Consider the following 23,990-nt stretch of genomic DNA (forward strand, 5'->3'; position numbering starts at 1 on the left):
TAGCGTGGGGGCCCGTGACCGTAACCCTCATCGTCTGGATCGTCGTCGCCCTCATCGCGGTCGGCGTGTACCTCAGCTGGACCGCCGGCCGGCTCGACCGGCTGCACTCCCGGATCGACGCCGCCCGCGCCGCCCTCGACGCCCAACTGCTGCGCCGCGCCTCGGTCACCCAGGAGCTGGCCACCTCCGGCGTCCTTGACCCGGCCGCCTCGATCGTCCTGTACGAGGCCGCGCACGCCGCCCGGCAGGCGGAGGAGGACCACCGCGAGGTCGCCGAGAGCGAACTGAGCACCGCCCTGCGCGCCGTGTTCGGCGAACCGGCGCAGGTCGACGCGGTGAAGGAGATCCCCGGCGGCGAGGACGCGGCCACCGAACTGGCCGCCGCCGTACGCCGCGTCCCCATGGCCCGACGCTTCCACAACGACTCCGTACGCGCCGCCCGCGCCCTGCGCCGGCACCGTACCGTCCGGCTCTTCCGACTGGCCGGGCACGCTCCGTTCCCGCTCGCCTTCGAGATGGACGACGCCCCACCGGTGGCCCTCGCGGACCGGCCCGGCACCTGACAGCCGCCGGGCCGGGATCGGTTCAGGGGCCGATCCGGGGACCGACGCAGGGCCAAAACGATCCACGGCCTGTCCATTGGCCCTTGCTGTGGACTGGTCCCGGGGCGTTTGCTCGGCGTTGCAGTCTCCAGCGTCTTTCACCGAGTGAGGTCCCGTGTCCACGCTTCCCAGCACCCCGCAGTCCGCCGAGTACCCCGCCACCGGCACCGCCCGCGTCAAGCGCGGCATGGCCGAGCAGCTCAAGGGCGGGGTGATCATGGACGTCGTCGACGCCGAACAGGCGAAGATCGCCGAGGACGCGGGCGCCGTCGCCGTCATGGCCCTGGAGCGGGTCCCGGCCGACATCCGCAAGGACGGCGGCGTGGCCCGGATGTCCGACCCCAACATGATCGAGGAGATCATCGGGGCCGTCTCCATCCCCGTGATGGCCAAGTCCCGCATCGGCCACTTCGTCGAGGCCCAGGTGCTCCAGTCCCTCGGCGTCGACTACATCGACGAGTCCGAGGTCCTCACCCCGGCCGACGAGGTCAACCACAGCGACAAGTTCGCCTTCACCACTCCCTTCGTCTGCGGCGCCACCAACCTGGGCGAGGCCCTGCGCCGCATCGCCGAGGGCGCGGCCATGATCCGCTCGAAGGGCGAGGCCGGCACCGGCAACGTCGTCGAGGCCGTACGCCACCTGCGCCAGATCAAGAACGAGATCGCCCGGCTGCGCGGCTTCGACAACAACGAGCTGTACGCCGCGGCCAAGGACCTCCGCGCCCCCTACGAGCTGGTCAAGGAGGTCGCCGAGCTCGGCAAGCTGCCCGTCGTGCTGTTCTCCGCCGGCGGCGTCGCCACCCCGGCCGACGCCGCGCTGATGCGTCAGCTCGGCGCCGAGGGCGTCTTCGTCGGCTCCGGCATCTTCAAGTCCGGCGACCCGGCCAAGCGCGCCGCCGCCATCGTGAAGGCCACCACCTTCTACGACGACCCGAAGGTCATCGCGGACGCCTCCCGCAACCTGGGCGAGGCCATGGTCGGCATCAACTGCGACACCCTGCCCGAGTCCGAGCGCTACGCCAACCGCGGCTGGTAACCACTGATGAGCGACACCCCCCTGATCGGCGTTCTGGCTCTCCAGGGCGACGTACGGGAGCATCTGATCGCCCTGGCCTCGGCGGACGCCCTGGCCAGGCCGGTCCGGCGCCCCGAGGAACTCGCCGAGGTCGACGGCCTGGTCATACCGGGCGGCGAGTCCACCACCATGTCCAAACTGGCCGTGCTCTTCGGCATGATGGAGCCGCTGCGCGAGCGGGTCCGGGCCGGGATGCCGGTCTACGGCACCTGCGCCGGAATGATCCTGCTGGCCGAGAAGATCCTCGACCCCCGCTCGGGCCAGGAGACCATCGGCGGCATCGACATGATCGTGCGGCGCAACGCCTTCGGCCGGCAGAACGAGTCGTTCGAGGCCGCGGTCGAGGTCGGCGGCGTCGAAGGCGGCCCGGTGGACGGTGTGTTCATCCGCGCGCCGTGGGTCGAGTCCGTCGGGGCCGAGACCGAGGTCATCGCCGAACACGGCGGGCACATCGTGGCCGTCCGGCAGGAAAACGCCCTCGCCACCTCGTTCCATCCCGAACTGACCGGCGACCATCGCGTACACGCTCTGTTCGTGGACATGGTGCGCGCGGTGAACTGAGCGGGCCCCGGTAGGATCTCTCGGGTTCGACTCGATTTTGGTGACGCGAAGGAGAAGGCAGATGTCCGGCCACTCTAAATGGGCTACGACGAAGCACAAGAAGGCCGTGATTGACGCCAAGCGCGGCAAGCTCTTCGCGAAGCTGATCAAGAACATCGAGGTCGCGGCGCGCTCCGGCGGCGTGGACCCCGACGGCAACCCCACGCTCGTCGACGCCATCCAGAAGGCGAAGAAGAGCTCCGTCCCGAACAAGAACATCGACTCCGCGGTCAAGCGCGGTGGCGGTCTCGAAGCGGGCGGCGCCGACTACGAGACGATCATGTACGAAGGCTACGGCCCCAACGGCGTCGCGGTGCTCATCGAGTGCCTCACCGACAACCGCAACCGTGCCGCGTCCGACGTACGTGTCGCGATGACCCGCAACGGCGGCTCCATGGCCGACCCGGGCTCCGTCTCGTACCTGTTCAACCGCAAGGGCGTCGTGATCGTGCCCAAGGGCGAGCTGACCGAGGACGACGTCCTCGGCGCGGTCCTCGACGCGGGCGCCGAGGAGGTCAACGACCTCGGCGAGACCTTCGAGGTGGTCAGCGAGGCCACGGACATGGTCGCGGTGCGCACCGCGCTCCAGGAGGCGGGCATCGACTACGACTCCGCCGAGGCCAACTTCCTCCCGACCATGCAGGTCGAGCTGGAGGAAGAGGGCGCCCGCAAGATCTTCAAGCTCATCGACGCGCTGGAGGACAGCGACGACGTGCAGAACGTCTTCGCCAACTTCGACGTGTCCGACGAGGTCATGGAGAAGGTCGACGCCTGACGGCACGGCCGACAGGTCCCACACGACGGGCCGACGGGGCACTCCCCGTCGGCCCGTCGTCCTGTGGTTGCGACGGATTGTCAGTGCGACCCGATAGCCTGCGGGAACAGATGATCGAGCGGGCGCGGCGCGCGTCGGCGACGGGCTGAGGACAGGGGGGCTCCATGCGCGTTCTGGGCATTGACCCGGGGCTGACCCGGTGCGGCGTCGGCGTGGTCGAAGGAGTAGCGGGAAGACCCTTGACCATGATCGGCGTCGGCGTCGTGCGCACCCCTTCCGACGCGGAGCTGGGCGACCGGCTCGTCGCCGTCGAGCGCGGCATCGAACAGTGGCTCGACGAACACTCCCCGGGCTTCGTCGCGGTCGAGCGCGTCTTCGCCCAGCACAACGTACGCACCGTGATGGGCACCGCCCAGGCCAGCGCGGTCGCCATGCTCTGCGCCGCCCGCCGCGGCATCCCCGTCGCCCTGCACACCCCCAGCGAGGTCAAGGCGGCGGTCACCGGATCCGGCCGCGCCGACAAGGACCAGGTCGGCGCCATGGTGACCCGCCTGCTGAGGCTGGACGCACCGCCCAAGCCCGCCGACGCCGCCGACGCCCTGGCCCTGGCCATCTGCCACATCTGGCGCGCCCCCGCCCAGAACCGGCTCCAGCAGGCCGTCGCCGCCCACCGCACGTCCCGCACACCCGGGGCGGCCGGCGCCCTCGGCGCCTCCCGTGCGCCCGGGGTCTCCCGCCCGCCCGGCCCGCCGGGGGCTCCCGGTACGTCCCGCACGCTGAAAGGCCGCACCGCATGATCGCTTTCGTCTCCGGCCCGGTGGCCGCCCTCGCCCCGACCACCGCCGTCATCGAGGTCGGCGGCATCGGCATGGCGGTCCAGTGCACCCCGCACACCCTCGCCGACCTGCGCGTCGGCAAGGAGGCCAAGCTCGCCACCTCGCTGGTCGTCCGCGAGGACTCGCTCACGCTGTACGGCTTCGCGGACGACGACGAGCGGCAGGTGTTCGAGCTCCTCCAGACCGCCAGCGGCGTCGGCCCCCGCCTCGCCCAGGCCATGCTCGCCACCCACAGCCCCGACGCCCTGCGCCTCGCGGTCTCCACCGGCGACGAGAAGGCGCTGACCGCCGTCTCCGGCATCGGGAAGAAGGGCGCGCAGAAGCTGCTCCTGGAGCTCAAGGACCGGCTCGGCGAACCGGTCGGCGCGCACATCGGCCAGCAGGGCATCGGCACCCCCGTCACCTCCGGCTGGCGCGACCAGCTCCAGGCCGCCCTCATCGGCCTCGGTTACGCGAGCCGCGAGGCCGACGAGGCCGTCAACGCCGTCGCCCCGCAGGCGGAGGCAGCCGTCGCCGAGGGCACGGCGCCCCCCGTGCCGCAGTTGCTGCGGGCCGCCCTGCAGACTCTCAACCGCGCCCGCTGACCGGCACCGAACCACCGAAGAGGCCCTTGATGAACTGGGACGAGACCGGACCCGAGACCGACGAGCCGACCGGCCCGGTCCTCGACGACCGGCTGGTCGACGCGGACGCCGATGGCGAGGACACCGCGGTCGAGGCGGCACTGCGCCCCAAGGACCTGGAGGAGTTCGTCGGCCAGGAGAAGGTCCGCGAACAGCTCGACCTGGTCCTCAAGGCCGCCCGCGCCCGTGGCGCCACCGCCGACCACGTGCTGCTCTCCGGCGCACCGGGCCTCGGAAAGACCACTCTTTCGATGATCATCGCGGCGGAGATGAACGCCCCGATCAGGATCACCTCGGGCCCCGCCATCCAGCACGCCGGCGACCTCGCGGCGATCCTCTCCTCCCTCCAGGAGGGCGAGGTCCTCTTCCTCGACGAGATCCACCGCATGTCCCGGCCCGCCGAGGAGATGCTCTACATGGCGATGGAGGACTTCCGGGTCGACGTCATCGTCGGCAAGGGCCCCGGCGCCACCGCCATCCCGCTCGAACTGCCCCCCTTCACCCTGGTGGGGGCCACCACCAGGGCCGGGCTGCTGCCGCCCCCGCTGCGCGACCGCTTCGGCTTCACCGGGCACATGGAGTTCTACGCCCCCGCCGAGCTGGAGCGCGTCATCCACCGCTCCGCCCGCCTCCTCGACGTCGGCATCGACGTGGAGGGCGCCGCCGAGATCGCCGGACGCTCCCGCGGCACCCCCCGTATCGCCAACCGCCTGCTGCGCCGCGTCCGCGACTACGCCCAGGTCAAGGCGGAGGGCACGATCGACCGGGAGATCGCGATGGCCGCCCTCAAGGTGTACGAGGTTGACGCCCGCGGACTGGATCGGCTGGACCGCGCCGTCCTCGGCGCCCTGCTGAAGCTCTTCGGCGGCGGCCCGGTGGGGCTGTCCACGCTGGCGGTCGCGGTGGGGGAGGAGCGGGAGACCGTCGAGGAGGTCGCCGAGCCCTTCCTCGTACGGGAAGGACTGCTGGCCAGGACCCCGCGCGGCCGCGTCGCCACCCCGGCGGCCTGGGCGCATCTGGGACTGGTCCCGCCGCAGCACGGAGCAAAGGGACAACAGGGCCTGTTCGGGGCGTGATGCGTCACAGGTTCGCGTGCACAGGAACCCCGGTGCCATGCTGGGCGTTGTTCCAACGATGCGGACTCGCTTAGACTCCGCCGATGCCGCCCTTACCGGTCGGTGTACCCACCCCCGTATATACAGGCCGCATGCCAGCGCGGTCGTGCGAAGGAATTCCCGTCCCGTGGATATCTTGACTCTCCTCCCCTTCATCGTGCTCATCGGGGCCATGTTCCTGATGACCCGTTCCGCCAAGAAGAAGCAGGCGGCGGCCGCGCAGATGCGCAACGACATGCAGCCCGGCACCGGCGTCCGGACGATCGGGGGCATGTACGCCACCGTCAAGGAAGTCCACGACGACACCGTTATCCTCGAGGTCGCTCCCGGCGTGCACGCCATCTACGCGAAGAACTCCATCGGCGCCGTCCTGGACGACGCGGAGTACAACCGCATCGTGCACGGTGACGACCCGGAGCTGGACGCGGACGGCACGGTCGTTCCCGACGACGCCTCCTCGCTGACCGGCGAGTCCGAATCCGCCGAGGTCGCCAAGATCGACCTGGCCAAGGACGACGCGGCCGACGACGTCGAGCCCGAGGACGCCGCGGTCAAGGAAGTCAAGGACGCCAAGGACGCCAAGGACGAGAGCAAGACCGACGGCGACGCCGACTCCAAGTAGTTCTCACGATCCCGGGGACGTCGCGCGCCCACCGGCGCGCGGCGTCCCCGGGACCGTGCGGTCGTCTGCGGGGGCAGGGTCCCCACTACACTTCGTGGCCGCTCGGGCGCGTACCCGGCGCGGGGCGGTTGGACAGGGAGAAACGAGAAGGTGGCAGCACCCAAGAAGGGCCGAGGGCCGTCCGGCGGTCAGGGCAGGCCGGGGCGTTCCCTGGCTCTGATCCTCATCGCCATGGTCGCGCTCACCGGCGGGTTGTTCCTGTCCGGGCACACCACGCCCCGGCTGGGCATCGACCTGGCCGGCGGGACGTCGATCACGCTGGAGGCGCAGAACCAGCCCGGCAAGCCGAACGCGATCAACCCGACCAACATGAACACCGCGGTCGGCATCATCGAGCGGCGCGTCAACGGTCTGGGCGTCTCCGAGGCCGAGGTCCAGACCCAGGGCTCGAAGAACATCATCGTCAACATCCCCAAGGGGACGAACTCCAAGCAGGCCCAGGAGCAGGTCGGCACCACCGCCCAGCTCTACTTCCGGCCTGTTCTGACGGTGCAGGCCAGCGGCCCCGAGGAGCCCAAGCCCTCCGGCTCCGCGACTCCCTCGGGCAGCGCCACCCCGAAGCCCGGCGAGTCCGCCGAAGGTGCGGACAAGCCCGAGGGCGAGGAGGCCACCGGCTCCCAGGCCACTCCCTCCGCGAGCGCCACCACCCAGGGCCGCGCTGTCACCGGCGCCCTGACGAAGGACGACCCGACCCCCGGCGCCTCCGACAAGCCGAAGCCGTCCGACTCCCCCGAGGCCACGCCTCCCGCGGACCCGGCCACGGCCAAGCTCCAGGAGGAGTTCGCCAAGCTCGACTGCAGCGACCCCAAGCAGCGCACGGAGGCCGGGCAGAACGCCAAGCCCACCGACTCGATCGTCGCCTGCGGCTCGAACGTCCCGGGCAGCTACGAGAAGTACGTGCTCGGCCCGGCCGAGGTCTCCGGCAGCGACGTCGACGACGCCAAGGGCGCCATCGAGCAGCAGACCGGCGAGTGGATCGTGTCGATGGAGTTCACCTCCGCCGGCGCCAAGAAGTTCCAGACGATCACCAGTCGGCTCTCGCAGCAGCAGCCGCCGATGAACCAGTTCGCGATCGTCCTCGACGGCGAGGTCGTCTCCGCTCCCTCGGTGCGCACGGCGCTCAGCAAGAACGCCCAGATCTCCGGCAGCTTCGACCAGCAGTCGGCCGAGGACCTCGGCAACATCCTTTCCTACGGCGCACTCCCGCTGACCTTCGAGGAGGTCAGCGTCACCACGGTGACCGCCGCGCTCGGCAGCGAGCAGCTCAAGGGCGGTCTGATCGCCGGCGCCATCGGTCTGGCACTGGTCGTCGTCTACCTGGTCGTCTACTACCGGGGGCTCGCGTTCATCGCGCTCCTGAGTCTCCTGGTCTCCGGCGTACTGACCTACACGATCATGGCTCTGCTGGGCCCGGCCATCGGCTTCGCGCTGAACCTGCCGGCGGTCTGCGGGGCCATCGTCGCCATCGGCATCACAGCGGACTCGTTCATCGTCTACTTCGAACGCGTCAGAGACGAGATCCGCGAGGGGCGCACGCTCCGTCCCGCCATCGAGCGCGCCTGGCCGCGCGCCCGGCGCACCATCCTGGTCTCCGACTTCGTGTCGTTCCTGGCCGCCGCGGTGCTCTTCATCGTCACCGTCGGCAAGGTGCAGGGCTTCGCCTTCACGCTCGGCCTCACCACGCTCCTCGACGTCGTCGTGGTCTTCCTCTTCACGAAGCCCCTCATGACGCTCATGGGCCGGACGAAGTTCTTCTCCAGGGGCGGCCCGTGGTCCGGGCTGGACCCGAAGCGGCTCGGCGCCCAGCCGCCGCTGCGCCGCTCGCGCGGTGTCAACGCCCCCACCGAACCGAAGGAGGCGTGAGATGTCGCGACTCGGCAATCTCGGCGCCCGGCTCTACCGTGGCGAGGTCGGCTACGACTTCATCCGTAACCGCAAGATCTGGTACGGCATCTCGATACTGATCACCATCACGGCCATCATCGGCGTGGCGGTCGGCGGTCTGCGCATGGGCATCGAGTTCAAGGGCGGCGCGGTCTTCACGACCGACACCAAGGCCCAGATCTCCACCGCCCAGGCCACGGACGTGGCGACCGAGGCCTCCGGCCACATGGCGATCGTCCAGGAACTGGGCAACGGCGGTCTGCGCATCCAGATCACCGAGGTCGACACCGCCAAGGCCAACGAGATCAAGGAGACGCTCTCCGACGAGCTCGGTATTCCCGCCAACGACATCAACGCGGACCTGGTCGGCCCCAGCTGGGGCGAGCAGATCGCCAACAAGGCGTGGACCGGCCTCGGGGTCTTCATGATCCTGGTGGTGATCTATCTGGCCATCGCCTTCGAGTGGCGGATGGCCGTCGCCGCCCTCATCGCGCTGATCCACGACATCACCATCACGGTCGGCGTCTACGCCCTGGTCGGCTTCGAGGTCACCCCGGGCACGGTGATCGGTCTGCTGACCATTCTCGGTTACTCCCTGTACGACACGGTGGTGGTCTTCGACAGCCTCAAGGAGGGCCAGAAGGACATCACCAAGCAGACCCGCTTCACGTACAGCGAGATCGCCAACCGGTCGATCAACAGCACCCTGGTCCGCTCCATCAACACCACCGTGGTGGCGCTGCTGCCGGTGGCCGGTCTGCTGTTCATCGGCGGCGGCGTCTTCGGCGCGGGCATGCTGAACGACATCTCGCTGTCGCTGTTCGTCGGTCTCGCCGCCGGCGCCTACTCCTCGATCTTCATCGCCACGCCGCTCGTCGCCGACCTCAAGGAACGCGAGCCGCAGATGAAGGCGCTGAAGAAGCGGATCCTCGCCAAGCGGGCCGCCGCGGCCGCCAGGGGCGAGTCCCCCGACGACCACGGCCCCGAGGACCTGCGCGACGACACCGAGACGGCGGGCACGACGATCGGCCGCCCCCGGTCGCACGGCCGCACCCCCGGGAAGCGCTGAGCGATGACGAGCACCACCGAATCCACCAGGGAGCTGCTGCTCAGCCGGATCCGCGATGTCGCGGACTACCCGAAGCCGGGCGTGATGTTCAAGGACATCACCCCGCTGCTCGCGGACCCGGTGGCCTTCACGGCGCTCACCGACGCCCTCGCGGAGCTGTGCGTTCGGCACGGCGCCACGAAGATCGTCGGCCTGGAGGCGCGCGGCTTCATCCTGGCCGCGCCCGTCGCGGTCCGGGCGGGCATCGGGTTCATCCCGGTCCGCAAGGCCGGAAAGCTCCCCGGCGCCACGCTGAGCCAGTCCTACGAGCTGGAGTACGGCAGCGCGGAGATCGAGATCCACGCCGAGGACCTCGACGCGGAGGACCGCGTCATGATCATCGACGACGTCCTCGCCACCGGCGGCACCGCCGAGGCCTCGCTGGAGCTCATCCGGCGGGCCGGCGCCCAGGTCGCGGGCGTCGCGGTCCTCATGGAGCTCGGCTTCCTCGCGGGCCGGGCCCGTCTGGAACGGCGCCTCGCAGGCGCACCGCTGGAGGCTCTGATCACGGTCTGATCCGCAGGTCACCGTCCTGCGACGGACACCGAGCACGAGGGATGGGCACCCGGGAACACCGGGTGCCCATCCCTCGTTGTGCAGGCTCCCGACGTCCCCGGGCGAGGTCCCGCCGGGGGATCGATACCATGGGCTCTCCGGGTACCCCGGATCCGCACGAGGAGCGCTCTTGCCAGACGAGGCCCAGTCAGCCGCCGCCCCGCAGCCCGACAAGCCCGTGGCGGCCCCCGCCACGCCGGAAAAGGCCGCGCCCTCGAACGCGCCGGAGCCGCCCGCGCCCGCCGAGCCCGCCGCCGACGCCGCGCGCCCCCCGGCCGCCGCGAAGCCCGCCGCGCCGGCCGCCCCTCCCGCGAAGCCCGCAGGCCCCGAGACTCCGCCGACTCCGGCCGGGACGACCGGGCCCGCGCAGCCACCGGCGAGGAAACCGGCCCCCGAGGCGCCCAAGCCCCCGGCCCCCGGCCCCCCGGCGAGGACCGGGGCCACCGCCGGGTCCGCCTCCCGCACCGGCGGCTCCTCCAACCGGGTGCGGGCCCGCCTCGCCCGACTGGGCGTACAGCGCTCCAGCCCGTACAACCCGGTCCTGGAACCCCTCCTGCGGACGGTCCGGGGCAACGACCCCAAGATCGAGTCGGCCACGCTCCGCCAGATCGAGAAGGCCTACCAGGTCGCCGAGCGCTGGCACCGCGGTCAGAAGCGCAAGAGCGGCGACCCCTACATCACCCACCCGCTGGCCGTCACCACGATCCTCGCCGAGCTGGGCATGGACCCGGCGACGCTGATGGCGGGCCTGCTGCACGACACCGTCGAGGACACCGAGTACGGCCTGGACACCCTGCGGCGCGACTTCGGCGACCAGGTCGCCCTGCTCGTCGACGGCGTCACCAAGCTCGACAAGGTCAAGTTCGGCGAGGCCGCACAGGCCGAGACCGTACGCAAGATGGTCGTCGCCATGGCCAAGGACCCCCGGGTCCTGGTCATCAAGCTCGCCGACCGCCTCCACAACATGCGCACCATGCGCTACCTCAAGCGGGAGAAGCAGGAGAAGAAGGCCCGCGAGACACTGGAGATCTACGCCCCGCTGGCGCACCGGCTGGGCATGAACACCATCAAGTGGGAGCTGGAGGACCTCGCCTTCGCGATCCTCTACCCCAAGATGTACGACGAGATCGTCCGGCTCGTCGCCGAGCGCGCCCCCAAGCGCGACGAATACCTCGCCATAGTGACCGACGAGGTCCAGGCCGACCTGCGCGCCGCCCGCATCAAGGCCACCGTCACCGGCCGCCCCAAGCACTACTACAGCGTCTACCAGAAGATGATCGTGCGAGGCCGCGACTTCGCCGAGATCTACGACCTGGTGGGCATCAGGGTCCTCGTCGACACGGTCCGCGACTGCTACGCGGCGCTCGGCACCGTCCACGCCCGGTGGAATCCGGTGCCCGGGCGGTTCAAGGACTACATCGCGATGCCCAAATTCAACATGTACCAGTCACTGCACACCACGGTGATCGGTCCCAGCGGCAAGCCCGTCGAGCTCCAGATCCGCACCTTCGACATGCACCGCCGCGCCGAGTACGGCATCGCCGCCCACTGGAAGTACAAGCAGGAGCCCTCCGCCGGCGCCTCCAAGGTCCGTACCGACGTGCCCAGGAGCACCGGGCGCGGGCAGGACACCGTCAACGACATGGCGTGGCTGCGTCAGCTCCTGGACTGGCAGAAGGAGACCGAGGACCCCAGCGAGTTCCTGGAGTCCCTGCGCTTCGACCTCTCGCGCAACGAGGTGTTCGTCTTCACGCCGAAGGGCGACGTGATAGCGCTGCCCGCAGGCGCGACCCCCGTCGACTTCGCGTACGCCGTCCACACCGAGGTCGGCCACCGGACCATAGGAGCACGCGTCAACGGGCGGCTCGTCCCGCTCGAATCGACGCTCGACAACGGCGACCTGGTCGAGGTCTTCACCTCCAAGGCGGCCGGCGCCGGACCCTCCCGGGACTGGCTCGGCTTCGTCAAGTCGCCGCGCGCCCGCAACAAGATCCGCGCCTGGTTCTCCAAGGAGCGCCGCGACGAGGCCATCGAGCAGGGCAAGGACTCCATCGCGCGCGCCATGCGCAAGCAGAACCTGCCGATCCAGCGCATCCTGACCGGCGACTCCCTGGTCACCCTCGCCCACGAGATGCGCTACCCGGACATCTCCTCGCTGTACGCGGCGATCGGCGAGGGCCATGTCGCGGCGGCGGGCGTCGTACAGAAACTGGTGCAGGCACTCGGCGGCCACGACGAGGCCAACGAGGACCTCGCCGAGTCCACTCCGCCCTCGCACGGCGGTCGCGGCAAGCGCCGCGCCAACGCGGATCCCGGCGTCGTCGTCAAGGGCGTCGAGGACGTCTGGGTCAAACTGGCCCGCTGCTGTACGCCCGTCCCCGGCGACCCGATCATCGGCTTCGTCACCCGGGGCAGCGGCGTCTCCGTGCACCGGGCCGACTGCGTCAACGTCGAGTCGCTCTCGCAGCAGCCCGAACGGATCCTGGAGGTCGAGTGGGCCCCCACCCAGTCCTCCGTCTTCCTCGTCGCCATCCAGGTCGAGGCGCTGGACCGCTCCCGGCTGCTCTCCGACGTCACGCGGATCCTCTCCGACCAGCACGTCAACATCCTGTCGGCGGCCGTCCAGACCTCCCGCGACCGGGTGGCCACCTCGCGCTTCACCTTCGAGATGGGCGACCCCAAGCACCTGGGCCACGTCCTGAAGGCCGTGCGCGGTGTGGAGGGCGTCTACGACGTCTACCGGGTCACCTCGGCCAGGCGGCCCTAAGGGCTGTCCCGCCCTCAGCAGCGGCAACGGAAAGGCCCCGGTACGCGACCGCGTACCGGGGCCTTCTGGCAGCCGTCTCTCTCAGCCGCCGAACTCCTCCAGGCCCTTGAGCGCCTGGTCCAGCAGCGCCTGGCGGCCCTCCAGCTCCTTGGCCAGCTTGTCCGCACGGGCGTTGTTGCCCTGGGCGCGCGCGGTGTCGATCTGGCCGCGCAGCTTGTCCACGGCGGCCTGGAGCTGACCCGTCAGACCCGCGGCGCGGGCCCGCGCCTCCGGGTTCGTCCGGCGCCACTCCGACTCCTCGGACTCCTGGAGCACCCGCTCCACCGCCTGCATCCGGCCCTCGACCTTCGGGCGGGCGTCACGCGGTACGTGGCCGATGGCCTCCCAGCGCTCGTTGATGGACCGGAACGCGGCCCGGGCCACCTTGAGGTCCTTCACCGGCACCAGCTTCTCGGCCTCCGCGGCGAGCTCCTCCTTGAGCTTGAGGTTCTCGCCCTGCTCGGCGTCCCGCTCCGCGAAGACCTCGCTGCGGGCGGCGAAGAAGACGTCCTGGGCACCGCGGAAACGGTTCCACAGGTCGTCCTCGGACTCGCGCTGGGCGCGGCCCGCCGCCTTCCACTCGGTCATCAGGTCGCGGTAGCGCGCGGCCGTGGTCACCCAGTCCGTGGAGCCGGACAGCGCCTCGGCCTCGGTGACCAGCTTCTCCTTGGCCTTGCGGGCGTCCTCGCGCTGGGCGTCCAGCGCGGCGAAGTGGGCCTTGCGCCGCTTGGAGAACGCCGAGCGGGCGTGCGAGAAGCGGTGCCACAGCTCGTCGTCCGACTTGCGGTCGAGACGGGGGAGACCCTTCCAGGTGTCCACCAGCGCCCGCAGCCGCTCACCGGCCGAGCGCCACTGCTCGCTCTGCGCCAGCTCCTCCGCCTCGACGACCAGGGCCTCCTTGGCCTGCTTGGCCTCGTCGGTCTGCTTCGCCTTGAGGACCTTGCGCTCCTCGCGCCGCGCCTCGACCGTCGCGACGAGCGCGTCCAGCCGCTTGCGCAGCGCGTCGAGGTCGCCCACCGCGTGGTGCTCGTCGACCTGCTGCCGCAGGTGGTCGATGGCCGTCGTCGCGTCCTTCGCCGACAGATCGGTGGTCTTCACCCGCCGTTCGAGGAGGCCGATCTCGACCGCAATGCCGTCGTACTTGCGCTCGAAATAGGCCAGAGCCTCCTCGGGCGAACCGGCCTGCCACGATCCGACGACCTGCTCGCCCTCGGCGGTACGCACGTACACGGTGCCCGTCTCATCGACACGGCCCCACGGGTCGCTGCTCACAGCGCCTCCTCCACCTGATGCCTGCGAGGGGGTTCGCCCCCCGGGCATCGTCCACAGTTTCCTGGGGCGGGCATCGCCCGCCCTGCACAACGCCAATCTAGGCGACCGGCCGCCCGGCTGTCCGCACTCAGCACGGCCGAAATTCTTCCCTCGGGCCGACGGCGGCGCTCCGCCCCGCCGGTGGCCGCCCGGCCGGTCACCGTGCCGTCGGTCCCGTCCCGACGGTTCAGCCCTTCTCGACCGCGGCCTTCTCGACCGTCACGGCCTTCTTCGGGGCGCCGTCGCCGGCACCGCCCTCGACACCGGCCTCGCCGACCTTCTGGACGGCCTTCAGCGAGGCGTCGTCCATCGTGCCGAACGGGGTGTAGGTGGGCGGGAGCTTCGTCTCCTTGTAGACCAGGAAGTACTGGCTGCCACCGGAGTTCGGCTGACCGGTATTGGCCATCGCCACCGTGCCCGGCGGGTAGACGACCGTGCCGTCGGCGCCCGCCTTGCCGAGCGCGTCCAGGTTCTCGTCCGGGATGTTGTAGCCGGGACCGCCCGTGCCGTCGCCCTTCGGGTCGCCGCACTGGAGCACGAAGATGCCCTGGGTGGTCAGCCGGTGGCACTTGGTGTCGTCGAAGTAGCCCTTGTCGGCGAGCGCCTTGAAGGAGTTCACCGTCTCCGGTGTCTTTGCCGCGTCCATCGAGAACGCTATGTCGCCCTGGCTCGTCTTGAGCGACATCGTGTACTTCGCCTTCTTGTCGATCTTCATCGGCGGCGTGGGAGCCTTGCTCTCGCTCTTCGAAGGCTCCGGAGCGGGGCTCTGGCTCGACGCCGCGTCGCTCTTCTTGTCCTTGTCGTCGTCCTTGCCCGCCACGACGAACGAGCTCACACCCACGACGGCGACCACGGCCACCGAGGCCGCGACGATCGCGGTGACGCGCCTCGTCCTGCTGCGGGCCTCCTCCCGGCGCTTCTGCTGGCGCTCGAACTTTTCCCGGGCGAGCTGCCGCCGCCGCTGTTCGCTGCTGGACACCGGTTGGGCTCCTTGTTACGTCGTGAGATGAGGGCCTGAGTTGCCCGTACCGTATATGGGTTACCTGTGTCATGAGGAGCGCCGGTAGGCTCTGATCCGCCGCATCCTTCGCCGTTGCCGCATCCTCCGGACGAACATTAAGGACGATCGTGCTCATTGCCGGGTTCCCCGCCGGGGCCTGGGGGACCAATTGCTATCTGGTCGCCCCCGCCGCCGGTGAGGAGTGCGTGATCATCGACCCGGGCCACCAGGCCGCCCAGGGCGTCGAGGAAACGCTGAAGAAGCATCGGCTCAAGCCCGTCGCCGTCGTGCTCACCCACGGCCATATCGACCACGTCGCCTCCGTCGTCCCGGTCTGCGGCGCCCATGACGTCCCCGCCTGGATCCATCCCGAGGACCGCTACATGATGAGCGACCCGGAGAAGGCGCTCGGCCGCTCGATCGGGATGCCGCTCATGGGCGAGCTGACCGTGGGGGAGCCGGACGACGTCAAGGAGCTGACCGACGGCTCGAAGCTGACCCTGGCCGGTCTGGAGTTCGGCGTCTCGCACGCGCCCGGCCATACCAAGGGGTCGGTGACGTTCGGGATGCCCGAGGCCGCGGACGTTCCGCCGGTCTTCTTCTCGGGCGACCTGCTCTTCGCCGGCTCCGTCGGACGCACCGACCTGCCCGGCGGCGACCACGCCGAGCTGCTCGAGTCGCTGGCCCGTGTGTGCCTGCCGCTCGACGACTCGACCGTGGTGCTGTCCGGCCACGGCCCCCAGACGACCATCGGCCGCGAGCGCGCCTCCAACCCGTTCCTGAACGGTCTGGACGCGGCGCCGCGCCGAGGAATGTAGACGAGAGACGCAATCGTGAGCACCTTTCAGGCCCCCAAGGGCACGTACGACCTGACCCCGCCCCGTTCCGCGACGTTCCTCGCCGTGCGCGAGGCCATCGCCGCCCCGCTGCGCGACTCGGGCTACGGCTACATCGAGACGCCCGGCTTCGAGAACGTCGAGCTCTTCGCCCGCGGTGTCGGTGAGTCCACCGACATCGTCACCAAGGAGATGTACACCCTCACCACCAAGGGCGGCGACCAGCTGGCCCTGCGCCCCGAGGGCACGGCGTCCGTGCTCCGCGCCGCCCTGGAGGCCAACCTTCACAAGGCGGGCAACCTCCCCGTCAAGCTCTGGTACTCCGGCTCGTACTACCGCTACGAGCGCCCGCAGGCGGGCCGCTACCGTCACTTCTCGCAGGTCGGCGCCGAGGCCATCGGCACCGAGGACCCGGTCCTGGACGCCGAGCTGATCATCCTCGCCGACCAGGCGTACCGCTCGCTGGGCCTGCGCCGGTTCCGCATCCTGCTGAACTCGCTGGGCGACAAGGAGTGCCGCCCGGTCTACCGCGAGGCGCTCCAGACCTTCCTGCGGGACCTGGACCTCGACGAGGAGACCCGCCGCCGCATCGAGATCAACCCGCTGCGCGTCCTGGACGACAAGCGGGCCGACGTGCAGCAGCAGCTCACGGACGCCCCGAAGCTCCGCGACTACCTCTGCGACGCGTGCAAGGCGTACCACGAGGAGGTCCGGGCGCTCCTCACGACCGCCGGGGTCGCCTTCGAGGACGACGAGAAGCTGGTGCGCGGCCTCGACTACTACACCCGTACGACCTTCGAGTTCGTCCACGACGGTCTCGGCTCCCAGTCCGCCGTGGGCGGCGGCGGCCGCTACGACGGACTGTCCGAGATGATCGGCGGCCCCGAGCTGCCGTCCGTCGGCTGGGCACTCGGCGTGGACCGCACGGTCCTCGCGCTGGAGGCCGAGGGCATCGAGCTCGACCTGCCCTACACCACCAGCGTGTACGCGGTCCCGCTCGGCGAGGAGGCACGCCGGGTGCTGTTCGGCGTCGTCACCGAACTGCGCCGCGCGGGGATCGCCGCCGACTTCGCGTTCGGCGGCCGCGGCCTGAAGGGCGCGATGAAGAGCGCCAACCGCTCGGGCGCGCGCTACACCCTGGTCGCGGGCGAGCGCGATCTCGCCGAGGGCGTCGTCCAGCTCAAGGACATGGAGTCCGGCGAGCAGGGCCCGGTGAAGCTGGCCGAGGTCGCGGCGGAACTGACGAAGCGCCTCGGCTGACCGAGTCGTGAGCGGGGCGCGGGCGGAAAGACCTCAGGTCCTTCCGCCCGCGCCTTTTCGTCTGCCGTCAACCAGGCGGAAGGGGATTCATCCTCGCCGGTGACCCCGGCTTGGAGCCGCCCGCGCGCCCGGTGTCGCCGGACCGGCGCGGGGGACACGCGCATCGTCCGTAGTCCTGGCCCCGCCACCCAGCGACCCCGCCCGGGGGAGTGCTCGCGGACGCACACCTTTATGTCCATCGAACGGTTGGTCCGTACGGGGGTGCGGCACAATGACCATGCCCGGCTGACCACTCGGTGACGGAACGGCGATATGACGACTGCAGCGGTAGACCACGACCTCTCCTCCGATCAGGACGAGGGCGGCCGCAAGCGCACCTTCGGGGCCGGACGCGGTCTCGCCCTGCTCCTGGTGATCACCGGCGCGGCCGGACTGCTGGCCGCCTGGGTCATCACGCTCGACAAGTTCAAGCTGCTGGAGGACCCCTCCTTCACCCCCGGGTGCAGCCTCAACCCCGTCGTCGCGTGCGGCAACATCATGAAGAGCGAGCAGGCCTCCGTGTTCGGGTTCCCCAACCCGATGCTGGGCCTCGTGACGTACGGCATGGTCATCGCGATCGGGATGGGGCTCCTCGCCGGCGCGCGCTTCCGCGGTTGGTTCTGGCTCGGGCTGAACGCCGGGACGCTCTTCGGCGTCGGCTTCTGCACCTGGCTCCAGTACCAGTCGCTGTACAACATCAACTCGCTCTGCCTGTGGTGCTGCCTGGCCTGGGTCGCCACCATCGTCATGTTCTGCTACGTGACCACGCACAACGTCAAGCACCGCATCCTCCCGGCCCCGGCCTGGCTGCGCAGCGGGCTCACCGAGTTCCCCTGGGTGCTGCCGGTGATGTGGATCGGGATCATCGGCATGCTGATCCTGACCCGCTGGTGGGACTTCTGGACCAGCTGACCCCCACCTACCCATCCGGTAGGTGGGTCGGCGGCGCTGTCAGTGGGGTCGCATAGGCTTCATGACGTGGAGCCCGACCTCTTTACCGCAGCCGCCGAAGACCGCCAGGAGAAGGACCCGTCCAGCAGCCCTCTCGCTGTCCGGATGCGTCCTCGTGTCCTCGACGAGGTCGTCGGCCAGCAGCATCTGCTGAAGCCGGGCTCGCCGCTGCGCCGCCTCGTGGGCGAGGGCGGCGGCGGACCGGCCGGCGCGTCCTCGGTCATCCTGTGGGGCCCGCCCGGCACCGGCAAGACGACCCTGGCGTATGTGGTCAGCAAGGCGACCAACAAGCGCTTCGTCGAGCTCTCCGCGATCACCGCGGGCGTCAAGGAGGTCCGGGCCGTCATCGAGAGCGCGCGCCGCGCCACCGGTGGCTTCGGCAAGGAGACCGTCCTCTTCCTCGACGAGATCCACCGCTTCTCCAAGGCCCAGCAGGACTCCCTGCTCCCCGCCGTGGAGAACCGCTGGATCACCCTCATCGCCGCCACCACGGAGAATCCGTACTTCTCGATCATCTCCCCCCTCCTCTCGCGCTCCCTGCTGCTCACCCTGGAATCGCTGACCGACGACGACCTGCGTGATCTGCTGCGACGGGCGCTGACCGACGAGCGGGGCCTGGGCGGGGCGGTCACCCTGCCCGAGGACGCCGAGGCGCATCTGCTGCGCATCGCCGGCGGCGACGCGCGCCGGGCCCTGACGGCGCTGGAGGCCGCGGCGGGCGCGGCCATCGCCACGGGCGAGGCGGAGATCACCCTGGCGACGCTGGAGGCGACCGTCGACCGCGCCGCCGTGAAGTACGACCGGGACGGCGACCAGCACTACGACGTGGCCAGCGCGCTCATCAAGTCGATCCGCGGCTCCGACGTGGACGCCGCTCTGCACTACCTGGCCCGCATGATCGAGGCGGGGGAGGACCCGCGCTTCATCGCCCGCCGGCTGATGATCTCGGCCAGTGAGGACATCGGCCTGGCCGACCCCACCGCGCTGCCCACCGCCGTGGCCGCCGCCCAGGCGGTGGCCATGATCGGGTTCCCGGAGGCGGCGCTCACCCTCAGCCATGCCACCATCGCCCTGGCGCTCGCCCCCAAGTCCAACGCGGCGACCCTGGCGATCTCCGCCGCGCAGGAGGACGTGCGCAAAGGGCTCGCGGGACCCGTCCCGGCCCATCTGCGCGACGGCCACTACAAGGGCGCAGCCAAGCTCGGCCACGCCCAGGGCTATGTCTATCCGCACGACGTGCCGGGTGGCATCGCCGCCCAGCAGTACGCCCCGGACGCGGTCCGCGACCGGCGGTACTACACCCCCACCCGCTACGGCGCCGAGGCGCGGTACGCGGACGTCGTCGAGCGCGTTCGCGAGCGCCTGGGCCGGTCCGGGGAGAGCGCGGAGCCGTCCTAGGTCCTGTCGTCGAACTCCCGTCGTCGCCCGGAGGCCGGCCCTGCGGGGTCAGGTGCGTGCGGGGTCAGGCGAGAGTTCGACGACAGGGCCTGGAGCCTCCCGGTCGCCGGTTCAGGAGGCGGCAGCCTCGAAGAGCGTGTGCATGGCGCGGCGCAGTTCGGTGACGTCGCGGACGGGCTCCGGGAACTCGAAGCGGGCGTCGAAGCAGGAACCCCGGTCCTCTACGAAGCGGACCCGCAGCCCGAAGCGGTCCAGGGCGACAGGCACGGCCTTGGGCTGCTGCGAAGAGCAGGCGCGGGCGGTGCGCTCGCCCAGCAGATCGCACAGGGTGCGCATCTGCTCGTCGTGGGCGGAGTGCAGATGCTGGAGCAGCTCCGGCTCGTGGAGGACCAGCGGGTCGGGTACCGCGTCCCGGAAGTCCTCCGGCTCGATGTCCTCGGCGCCCCAGAGGTCGTCCACGTACGCCTCGCCGAACTCCAGGCGCAGCATCATCCGGCCGGGCTGGGCCAGTCCGGGGACGGAGGTGAGCCAGCCGGAGACCCACGCGCGGCCGCGGATCCGGTGCGGTACGGAGACCGGGGCGACGTCCGTGATCTCCAGCACGGCGGTCAGCTCGTCGCCCTGCGCGTGCGTGGCGGCCCGAACGGCCGGGGAATCCGCGGGGTATTCGAGGAACAGGTCGCCCTCGGGGCCCACGCTCCGGCCGGCCGGGATCAGGGGTTCGGCGCGGGCCGGATCGAGCCCCGGTACGACGAGCAGCGCGGAGCAGGTACTCTGTACGAGAGTTCGTGTGCGCTCGGCTGCTGACGGCATCCGAGTGTTATCAAGCCCGCTGGGACGCGGCTGACCACGATCAGATCGGCCTTCCGTCGTAGCAGCACCTTCTGGTGTGCTGCCGCTGTCTGTGCTGTCCGTGACGTGAGTGGTGTTCCCAGGGCGAGACATGCGATCTCCTTGAGTAAGGTAAGCCTAACCTAACCTACAACGGAGGTCTGGAGAACGTGCCTAACCAGTCGCGTCCCAAGGTCAAGAAGTCGCGTGCCCTCGGCATCGCTCTGACGCCCAAGGCTGTCAAGTACTTCGAAGCTCGTCCGTACCCGCCGGGCGAGCACGGCCGTGGCCGCAAGCAGAACTCGGACTACAAGGTCCGTCTGCTGGAGAAGCAGCGCCTGCGCGCGCAGTACGACATCAGTGAGCGCCAGATGGCGCGCGCCTACGACCGTGCCAAGAAGGCCGAAGGCAAGACGGGCGAGGCGCTGGTCGTCGAGCTCGAGCGACGCCTCGACGCCCTGGTCCTGCGTTCGGGCATCGCCCGCACCATCTACCAGGCCCGTCAGATGGTCGTCCACGGCCACATCGAGGTCAACGGCGGCAAGGTCGACAAGCCGTCCTTCCGCGTGCGCCCCGACGACGTCGTCCAGGTCCGCGAGCGCAGCCGCACCAAGGTCCCCTTCCAGGTGGCCCGCGAGGGTGGCTACGACACCGACGGTGAGACCCCGCGCTACCTCCAGGTGAACCTGAAGGCCCTGGCCTTCCGCCTGGACCGGGACCCGAACCGCAAGGAGATCCCGGTGATCTGCGACGAGCAGCTCGTCGTCGAGTACTACGCCCGCTGATCCAGGCGTAGCCGCTCTCACCAGCGCTCCGGCCCGCCCCTCCCTGTCATCCGGGAGGCGGCGGGCCTTCGCGTTTCCCCGGATCCGCCCGCCGTCGGCGTGCCGCCGGCGTCCGGTCCGTCCATCGCCGCTGCCGGTCCGCCGCCGGCCAGGGCCCGTTCGACCGCGGTGGCCGGATCCAGCCGCCGGCCCGCCCGCAGCCCCTCCTCGTACGCCACGCTCCCCAGCTCCCGGCGCGCCCGCTCCTCGCACTCCGCCCGCGGCCGCCCGTAGAACGCCGAGCCGAACAGCTGCAACCCCACCGACGGCCAGATGCCCTCCGCCGCTCCCTGGAGCACGGCGGCCTCCCGGGGGTCCCCCTCCACCGCCGTCACCAGGGCCAACAGCTCCAGCGACAGCACCGTGCCCAGCAGGTCGTTGAACGTCCGGCCGATCGTCAGGCACTCCCCGAGCATCTGCCGCGCCCGGGCCGGCCGCCCCCGCCGCAGCGCCGCGTACGCCAGGACGTACAGCGCATACGCCAGCGCCCACCGCTCCCCGTGGTCCTCGCAGATCTCCCGGACCTCGTCGCAGATCGCCGCCGCCGCGTCCAGATCGCCGAGGAACGCCACCGCCATGGCCAACTCCACCTGCGCCATCAGCACATTGCTGTTCAGCTCGCCTACCTCGCGGTACCGGCCGAGCGCGTCCCGGAGCAGCTCCTCGGCGCGCTCCATATCGTCCGTCACGATCGCCAGGCACCCCGTGCGGTGCACCGCGTACGCCAGTGCCGTCGCGTCCCCGGAGCGCTCGGCCTCCTCCCGGCACTCCTGGAGCGCCGAGATCGCGCCGACCGCGTCACCCTGCAGCACGGCCACGTAGCCCAGTACCCACAGCACCTTCAGCCGTGCCGCGTCGTGCGGGGTCGGCTCCTCCAGGACGTGGTCCAGCCAGTGCCGGCCCTCGGACAGCCGCCCGCAGCCGGCCCAGTAGAACCACAGCGTGCCCGCCAGATGCTGCGCCAGATGCACCTCGTCGGGGCTCTCCATCGAATATTCCATCGCCCGGCGGAGGTTGGGCAGCTCGCTGTCGACGCGCGCCGCCACCTCCGCCTGGCGCGGACTGAACCAGTCCAGCTCGCACCAGGTCGCGAGCCCCAGGAACCAGTCCCGGTGCCGCCGACGCAGCCGCGGGGCGTCCCCGGCGGCCGCCAGCCATTGCGCCCCGTACTCGCTGACCGTGTCCAGCAGCCGGTAGCGGGCACCGGTCGGGCCGTCCTCGCGCTCCACCACCGACTGGGCGAGCAGTTCGTCCAGCACATCGAGCACCGAATCGGCCGGCAGATCCGGCCCGCCGCAGATGTACTCGGCGGCCTCCAGGTCGAACGATCCCGCGAAGACCGAGAGCCGCGCCCACAGCAGCCGTTGCTCGGGCGTGCACAGCTCATGGCTCCAGCCGATCGCCGTACGCAGCGTCTGGTGGCGGGGCGGCGCGCCGCGACGGCCGCCGGTCAACAGCCGGAACCGGTCGTCCAGGCGCAGGAGCACCTGTTCCACCGAGAGGGCGCGCAGCCGCCCGGCCGCCAGTTCCAGGGCCAGCGGAATGCCGTCGAGGCGGCGGCAGAGCTCCAGCACGGACGCCCGCTCGCCCGCCGTCGGCCCCCAGCCCGGCCGGACCCCGCGCGCCCGCTCGGTGAAGAGCTCCACGGCGTCCCCGTCGGACATCGGGGCGAGCGGATACGTCCGCTCCCCGTCCACCCGGAGGGGGCAGCGTCCGGCCGCGAGCACCTGGAGGCGCGGAGCCCGGCGCAGGAGTTCGGTGACGAGGTCGGCGCAGGCGTCGACGAGGTGCTCGAAGCCGTCGATCACCAGCAGCGTCCGGCGCTCGGAAAGATGCTCGACGAGGGCGGCGCGCGGGGGCCTGCTCGTGTGATCGGTCAGCCCCAGGGCGTCGACCAGAGCGTGTTCCAGCAGGTCGGGGTGGCGGACGGCGGAGAGCTCGGCCAGTAGGACCCCGTCGCAGTACCGTTTCTCCCGAAGCGCGGCGACCCGGGTGACGCACCGGGTCTTGCCCACGCCCGCCACTCCGGCCACGGTGACGAGCCTGGACTCCTCCAGCAGCCCGCCCAGCTCGGCCAGTTCGTCCTCGCGCCCGACGAAGGGGTTCAGTTCGGCCGGGAGGTTGCCGGGCGCCGGTGCGGGGCGGGCGTCCGGATCGTCGGGATTCGGGCCGGGGTCGTGCAGGCGTCGCATGAAACACGGAGCGTACTGGCTTGAAAGCTCTCCGTACAATCTCGTTATGGCAACTCCCGCCCGGCCCGCGGAGAATGCGGTAGGGGAGGAGATGCGCGGCGCGATAGGCTCGTACGACGACGATCGGACGTCCGGGCCGGGGCCCGGACGCGACCGACGGAGACAAGGCCCGGCAGGGCCGGAGCGACGAGCAGAGAGCGGTGCACAGTGTCCGGTGGAGAGGTGGCCGGGATCCTCGTGGCCGTCTTCTGGGCGATCCTGGTCTCGTTCCTCGCCGTGGTCCTGGTGAGGCTCGCCCAGACGCTCAGGGCGACCACCAAGCTCGTGGCGGACGTGACCGACCAGGCCGTTCCGCTGTTGGCCGACGCCTCGGCGACGGTGCGCTCCGCGCAGACCCAGCTGGACAAGGTCGACGCCATCGCGAGCGACGTCCAGGAGGTCACCTCCAACGCCTCCGCGCTCTCCACGACCGTCGCCTCCACCTTCGGCGGCCCCCTCGTCAAGGTCGCCGCGTTCGGCTACGGCGTACGGCAGGCCCTCGGCCGCCGCACCGCACCCGAGCCCGAACCGGAACCGGCGCGGGGCCGCGGCTCCGCCCGTCGCACGGTGATCGTCGGCCGGACCGTACCCTCGGCGCGCGGACGCAGGCGCGCACGCCGAAACGCCCGCGGACAGAAGGACTGATCG

Annotated in this window: 22 protein-coding genes; 18 read left to right on the forward strand and 4 right to left on the reverse strand. The window is 70.8% G+C overall.

Features of this window, described 5'->3' with window-relative positions:
- The first annotated feature begins 14 nt into the window (after positions 1–14).
- The 12 genes from AC3CH1_RS31070 (at position 15) to AC3CH1_RS31125 (ending at position 12,622) form a co-directional block, all read left to right on the forward strand.
- Positions 15–563, forward strand: a complete 549-nt coding sequence (locus tag AC3CH1_RS31070) for a hypothetical protein (RefSeq protein ID WP_050359396.1) — start codon at positions 15–17, stop codon at positions 561–563.
- A 154-nt stretch (positions 564–717) separates the two neighbouring features.
- Positions 718–1,638, forward strand: a complete 921-nt coding sequence (gene pdxS / locus AC3CH1_RS31075; RefSeq protein WP_018960500.1) for a pyridoxal 5'-phosphate synthase lyase subunit PdxS — start codon at positions 718–720, stop codon at positions 1,636–1,638.
- 6 nt (positions 1,639–1,644) lie between these two features.
- Positions 1,645–2,238, forward strand: coding sequence for a pyridoxal 5'-phosphate synthase glutaminase subunit PdxT (gene pdxT, locus AC3CH1_RS31080; protein ID WP_488465913.1), 594 nt, complete (start codon positions 1,645–1,647; stop codon positions 2,236–2,238).
- 61 nt (positions 2,239–2,299) lie between these two features.
- Positions 2,300–3,052 (forward strand): YebC/PmpR family DNA-binding transcriptional regulator, encoded by a 753-nt coding sequence (locus tag AC3CH1_RS31085; RefSeq protein ID WP_032794021.1) that lies wholly within the window; start codon positions 2,300–2,302, stop codon positions 3,050–3,052.
- Positions 3,053–3,216: 164 nt separating this feature from the next.
- Positions 3,217–3,849: a crossover junction endodeoxyribonuclease RuvC gene (gene ruvC / locus AC3CH1_RS31090; RefSeq protein WP_488465914.1), complete on the forward strand. Its 633-nt coding sequence runs from the start codon at positions 3,217–3,219 to the stop codon at positions 3,847–3,849.
- Positions 3,846–4,472: a Holliday junction branch migration protein RuvA gene (gene ruvA, locus AC3CH1_RS31095; protein WP_265602730.1), complete on the forward strand. Its 627-nt coding sequence runs from the start codon at positions 3,846–3,848 to the stop codon at positions 4,470–4,472. Before ruvC ends, ruvA begins: the two co-directional genes overlap by 4 nt.
- 29 nt (positions 4,473–4,501) lie before the next feature.
- Positions 4,502–5,587 carry a Holliday junction branch migration DNA helicase RuvB gene (gene ruvB / locus AC3CH1_RS31100; protein ID WP_488465915.1) on the forward strand — a complete coding sequence of 362 codons (1,086 nt, stop codon included), beginning with the start codon at positions 4,502–4,504 and terminating at the stop codon, positions 5,585–5,587.
- Positions 5,588–5,753: 166 nt separating this feature from the next.
- Positions 5,754–6,248: a preprotein translocase subunit YajC gene (gene yajC / locus AC3CH1_RS31105; RefSeq protein WP_488465916.1), complete on the forward strand. Its 495-nt coding sequence runs from the start codon at positions 5,754–5,756 to the stop codon at positions 6,246–6,248.
- Between the two features lie 150 nt (positions 6,249–6,398).
- A complete protein-coding gene (gene secD, locus AC3CH1_RS31110) occupies positions 6,399–8,171 on the forward strand; it encodes a protein translocase subunit SecD (RefSeq protein ID WP_488465917.1) in 1,773 nt (590 codons plus the stop codon).
- Position 8,172: 1 nt separating this feature from the next.
- Positions 8,173–9,261, forward strand: coding sequence for a protein translocase subunit SecF (secF, locus tag AC3CH1_RS31115; RefSeq protein ID WP_488465918.1), 1,089 nt, complete (start codon positions 8,173–8,175; stop codon positions 9,259–9,261).
- A 3-nt stretch (positions 9,262–9,264) separates the two neighbouring features.
- A complete protein-coding gene (locus AC3CH1_RS31120) occupies positions 9,265–9,816 on the forward strand; it encodes an adenine phosphoribosyltransferase (protein ID WP_488465919.1) in 552 nt (183 codons plus the stop codon).
- 169 nt (positions 9,817–9,985) lie between these two features.
- Positions 9,986–12,622, forward strand: a complete 2,637-nt coding sequence (locus AC3CH1_RS31125; protein WP_488465920.1) for a RelA/SpoT family protein — start codon at positions 9,986–9,988, stop codon at positions 12,620–12,622.
- An 81-nt stretch (positions 12,623–12,703) separates the two neighbouring features.
- Here AC3CH1_RS31125 and AC3CH1_RS31130 read toward each other — a convergent pair whose 3' ends face one another.
- Together AC3CH1_RS31130 and AC3CH1_RS31135 are read right to left on the reverse strand one after the other, a co-directional pair.
- Positions 12,704–13,933 carry a DUF349 domain-containing protein gene (locus AC3CH1_RS31130; protein WP_488465921.1) on the reverse strand — a complete coding sequence of 410 codons (1,230 nt, stop codon included), beginning with the start codon at positions 13,931–13,933 and terminating at the stop codon, positions 12,704–12,706.
- Between the two features lie 226 nt (positions 13,934–14,159).
- The gene (locus tag AC3CH1_RS31135; protein ID WP_488465922.1) at positions 14,160–14,951 is read right to left on the reverse strand and encodes a peptidylprolyl isomerase; all 792 of its coding nucleotides are present in this window, start codon (positions 14,949–14,951) and stop codon (positions 14,160–14,162) included.
- 149 nt (positions 14,952–15,100) lie between these two features.
- On the opposite strand from AC3CH1_RS31135, the gene AC3CH1_RS31140 reads away from it, so the two are divergent.
- From AC3CH1_RS31140 to AC3CH1_RS31155, 4 genes are all read left to right on the forward strand, one after another.
- Positions 15,101–15,790 (forward strand): MBL fold metallo-hydrolase, encoded by a 690-nt coding sequence (locus AC3CH1_RS31140; protein WP_488465923.1) that lies wholly within the window; start codon positions 15,101–15,103, stop codon positions 15,788–15,790.
- Between the two features lie 15 nt (positions 15,791–15,805).
- Entirely contained in the window at positions 15,806–17,068 is a 1,263-nt protein-coding gene (hisS, locus tag AC3CH1_RS31145; RefSeq protein WP_488465924.1) for a histidine--tRNA ligase, read from the forward strand.
- Between the two features lie 312 nt (positions 17,069–17,380).
- Entirely contained in the window at positions 17,381–18,019 is a 639-nt protein-coding gene (locus AC3CH1_RS31150; RefSeq protein ID WP_488465925.1) for a vitamin K epoxide reductase family protein, read from the forward strand.
- A 66-nt stretch (positions 18,020–18,085) separates the two neighbouring features.
- Positions 18,086–19,456 carry a replication-associated recombination protein A gene (locus AC3CH1_RS31155; RefSeq protein ID WP_488465926.1) on the forward strand — a complete coding sequence of 457 codons (1,371 nt, stop codon included), beginning with the start codon at positions 18,086–18,088 and terminating at the stop codon, positions 19,454–19,456.
- A 111-nt stretch (positions 19,457–19,567) separates the two neighbouring features.
- Here the strand turns inward: AC3CH1_RS31155 and AC3CH1_RS31160 are convergent, their stop codons facing one another.
- Complete coding sequence (locus AC3CH1_RS31160) at positions 19,568–20,269, reverse strand: DUF2470 domain-containing protein (protein ID WP_488465927.1); 702 nt, start codon at positions 20,267–20,269, stop codon at positions 19,568–19,570.
- Between the two features lie 188 nt (positions 20,270–20,457).
- Here AC3CH1_RS31160 and rpsD point away from each other — a divergent pair, with 188 nt between their 5' ends.
- Positions 20,458–21,072: a 30S ribosomal protein S4 gene (gene rpsD, locus AC3CH1_RS31165; RefSeq protein ID WP_015607373.1), complete on the forward strand. Its 615-nt coding sequence runs from the start codon at positions 20,458–20,460 to the stop codon at positions 21,070–21,072.
- Between the two features lie 17 nt (positions 21,073–21,089).
- On the opposite strand, the gene AC3CH1_RS31170 is transcribed toward rpsD, so the two are convergent.
- Positions 21,090–23,303 carry an ATP-binding protein gene (locus tag AC3CH1_RS31170; protein ID WP_488465928.1) on the reverse strand — a complete coding sequence of 738 codons (2,214 nt, stop codon included), beginning with the start codon at positions 23,301–23,303 and terminating at the stop codon, positions 21,090–21,092.
- A gap of 222 nt (positions 23,304–23,525) precedes the next feature.
- On the opposite strand from AC3CH1_RS31170, the gene AC3CH1_RS31175 reads away from it, so the two are divergent.
- Positions 23,526–23,987 carry a DUF948 domain-containing protein gene (locus AC3CH1_RS31175; protein ID WP_488465929.1) on the forward strand — a complete coding sequence of 154 codons (462 nt, stop codon included), beginning with the start codon at positions 23,526–23,528 and terminating at the stop codon, positions 23,985–23,987.
- Positions 23,988–23,990 lie beyond the last annotated feature (3 nt).

This window comes from Streptomyces sp. MGP-P1, from assembly GCF_057766565.1.

Excerpts from the sequence above, each read along its gene's own strand:
- pdxT (WP_488465913.1), top strand. The coding sequence starts at position 1,645 with ATGAGCGACACCCCCCTGATCGGCGTTCTGGCTCTCCAGGGCGACGTA.
- AC3CH1_RS31085 (WP_032794021.1), top strand. The coding sequence starts at position 2,300 with ATGTCCGGCCACTCTAAATGGGCTACGACGAAGCACAAGAAGGCCGTG.
- ruvC (WP_488465914.1), top strand. The coding sequence starts at position 3,217 with ATGCGCGTTCTGGGCATTGACCCGGGGCTGACCCGGTGCGGCGTCGGC.
- ruvA (WP_265602730.1), top strand. The coding sequence starts at position 3,846 with ATGATCGCTTTCGTCTCCGGCCCGGTGGCCGCCCTCGCCCCGACCACC.
- ruvB (WP_488465915.1), top strand. The coding sequence starts at position 4,502 with ATGAACTGGGACGAGACCGGACCCGAGACCGACGAGCCGACCGGCCCG.
- secF (WP_488465918.1), top strand. The coding sequence starts at position 8,173 with ATGTCGCGACTCGGCAATCTCGGCGCCCGGCTCTACCGTGGCGAGGTC.
- AC3CH1_RS31120 (WP_488465919.1), top strand. The coding sequence starts at position 9,265 with ATGACGAGCACCACCGAATCCACCAGGGAGCTGCTGCTCAGCCGGATC.
- AC3CH1_RS31150 (WP_488465925.1), top strand. The coding sequence starts at position 17,381 with ATGACGACTGCAGCGGTAGACCACGACCTCTCCTCCGATCAGGACGAG.
- AC3CH1_RS31160 (WP_488465927.1), bottom strand. The coding sequence starts at position 20,269 with ATGCCGTCAGCAGCCGAGCGCACACGAACTCTCGTACAGAGTACCTGC.
- AC3CH1_RS31170 (WP_488465928.1), bottom strand. The coding sequence starts at position 23,303 with ATGCGACGCCTGCACGACCCCGGCCCGAATCCCGACGATCCGGACGCC.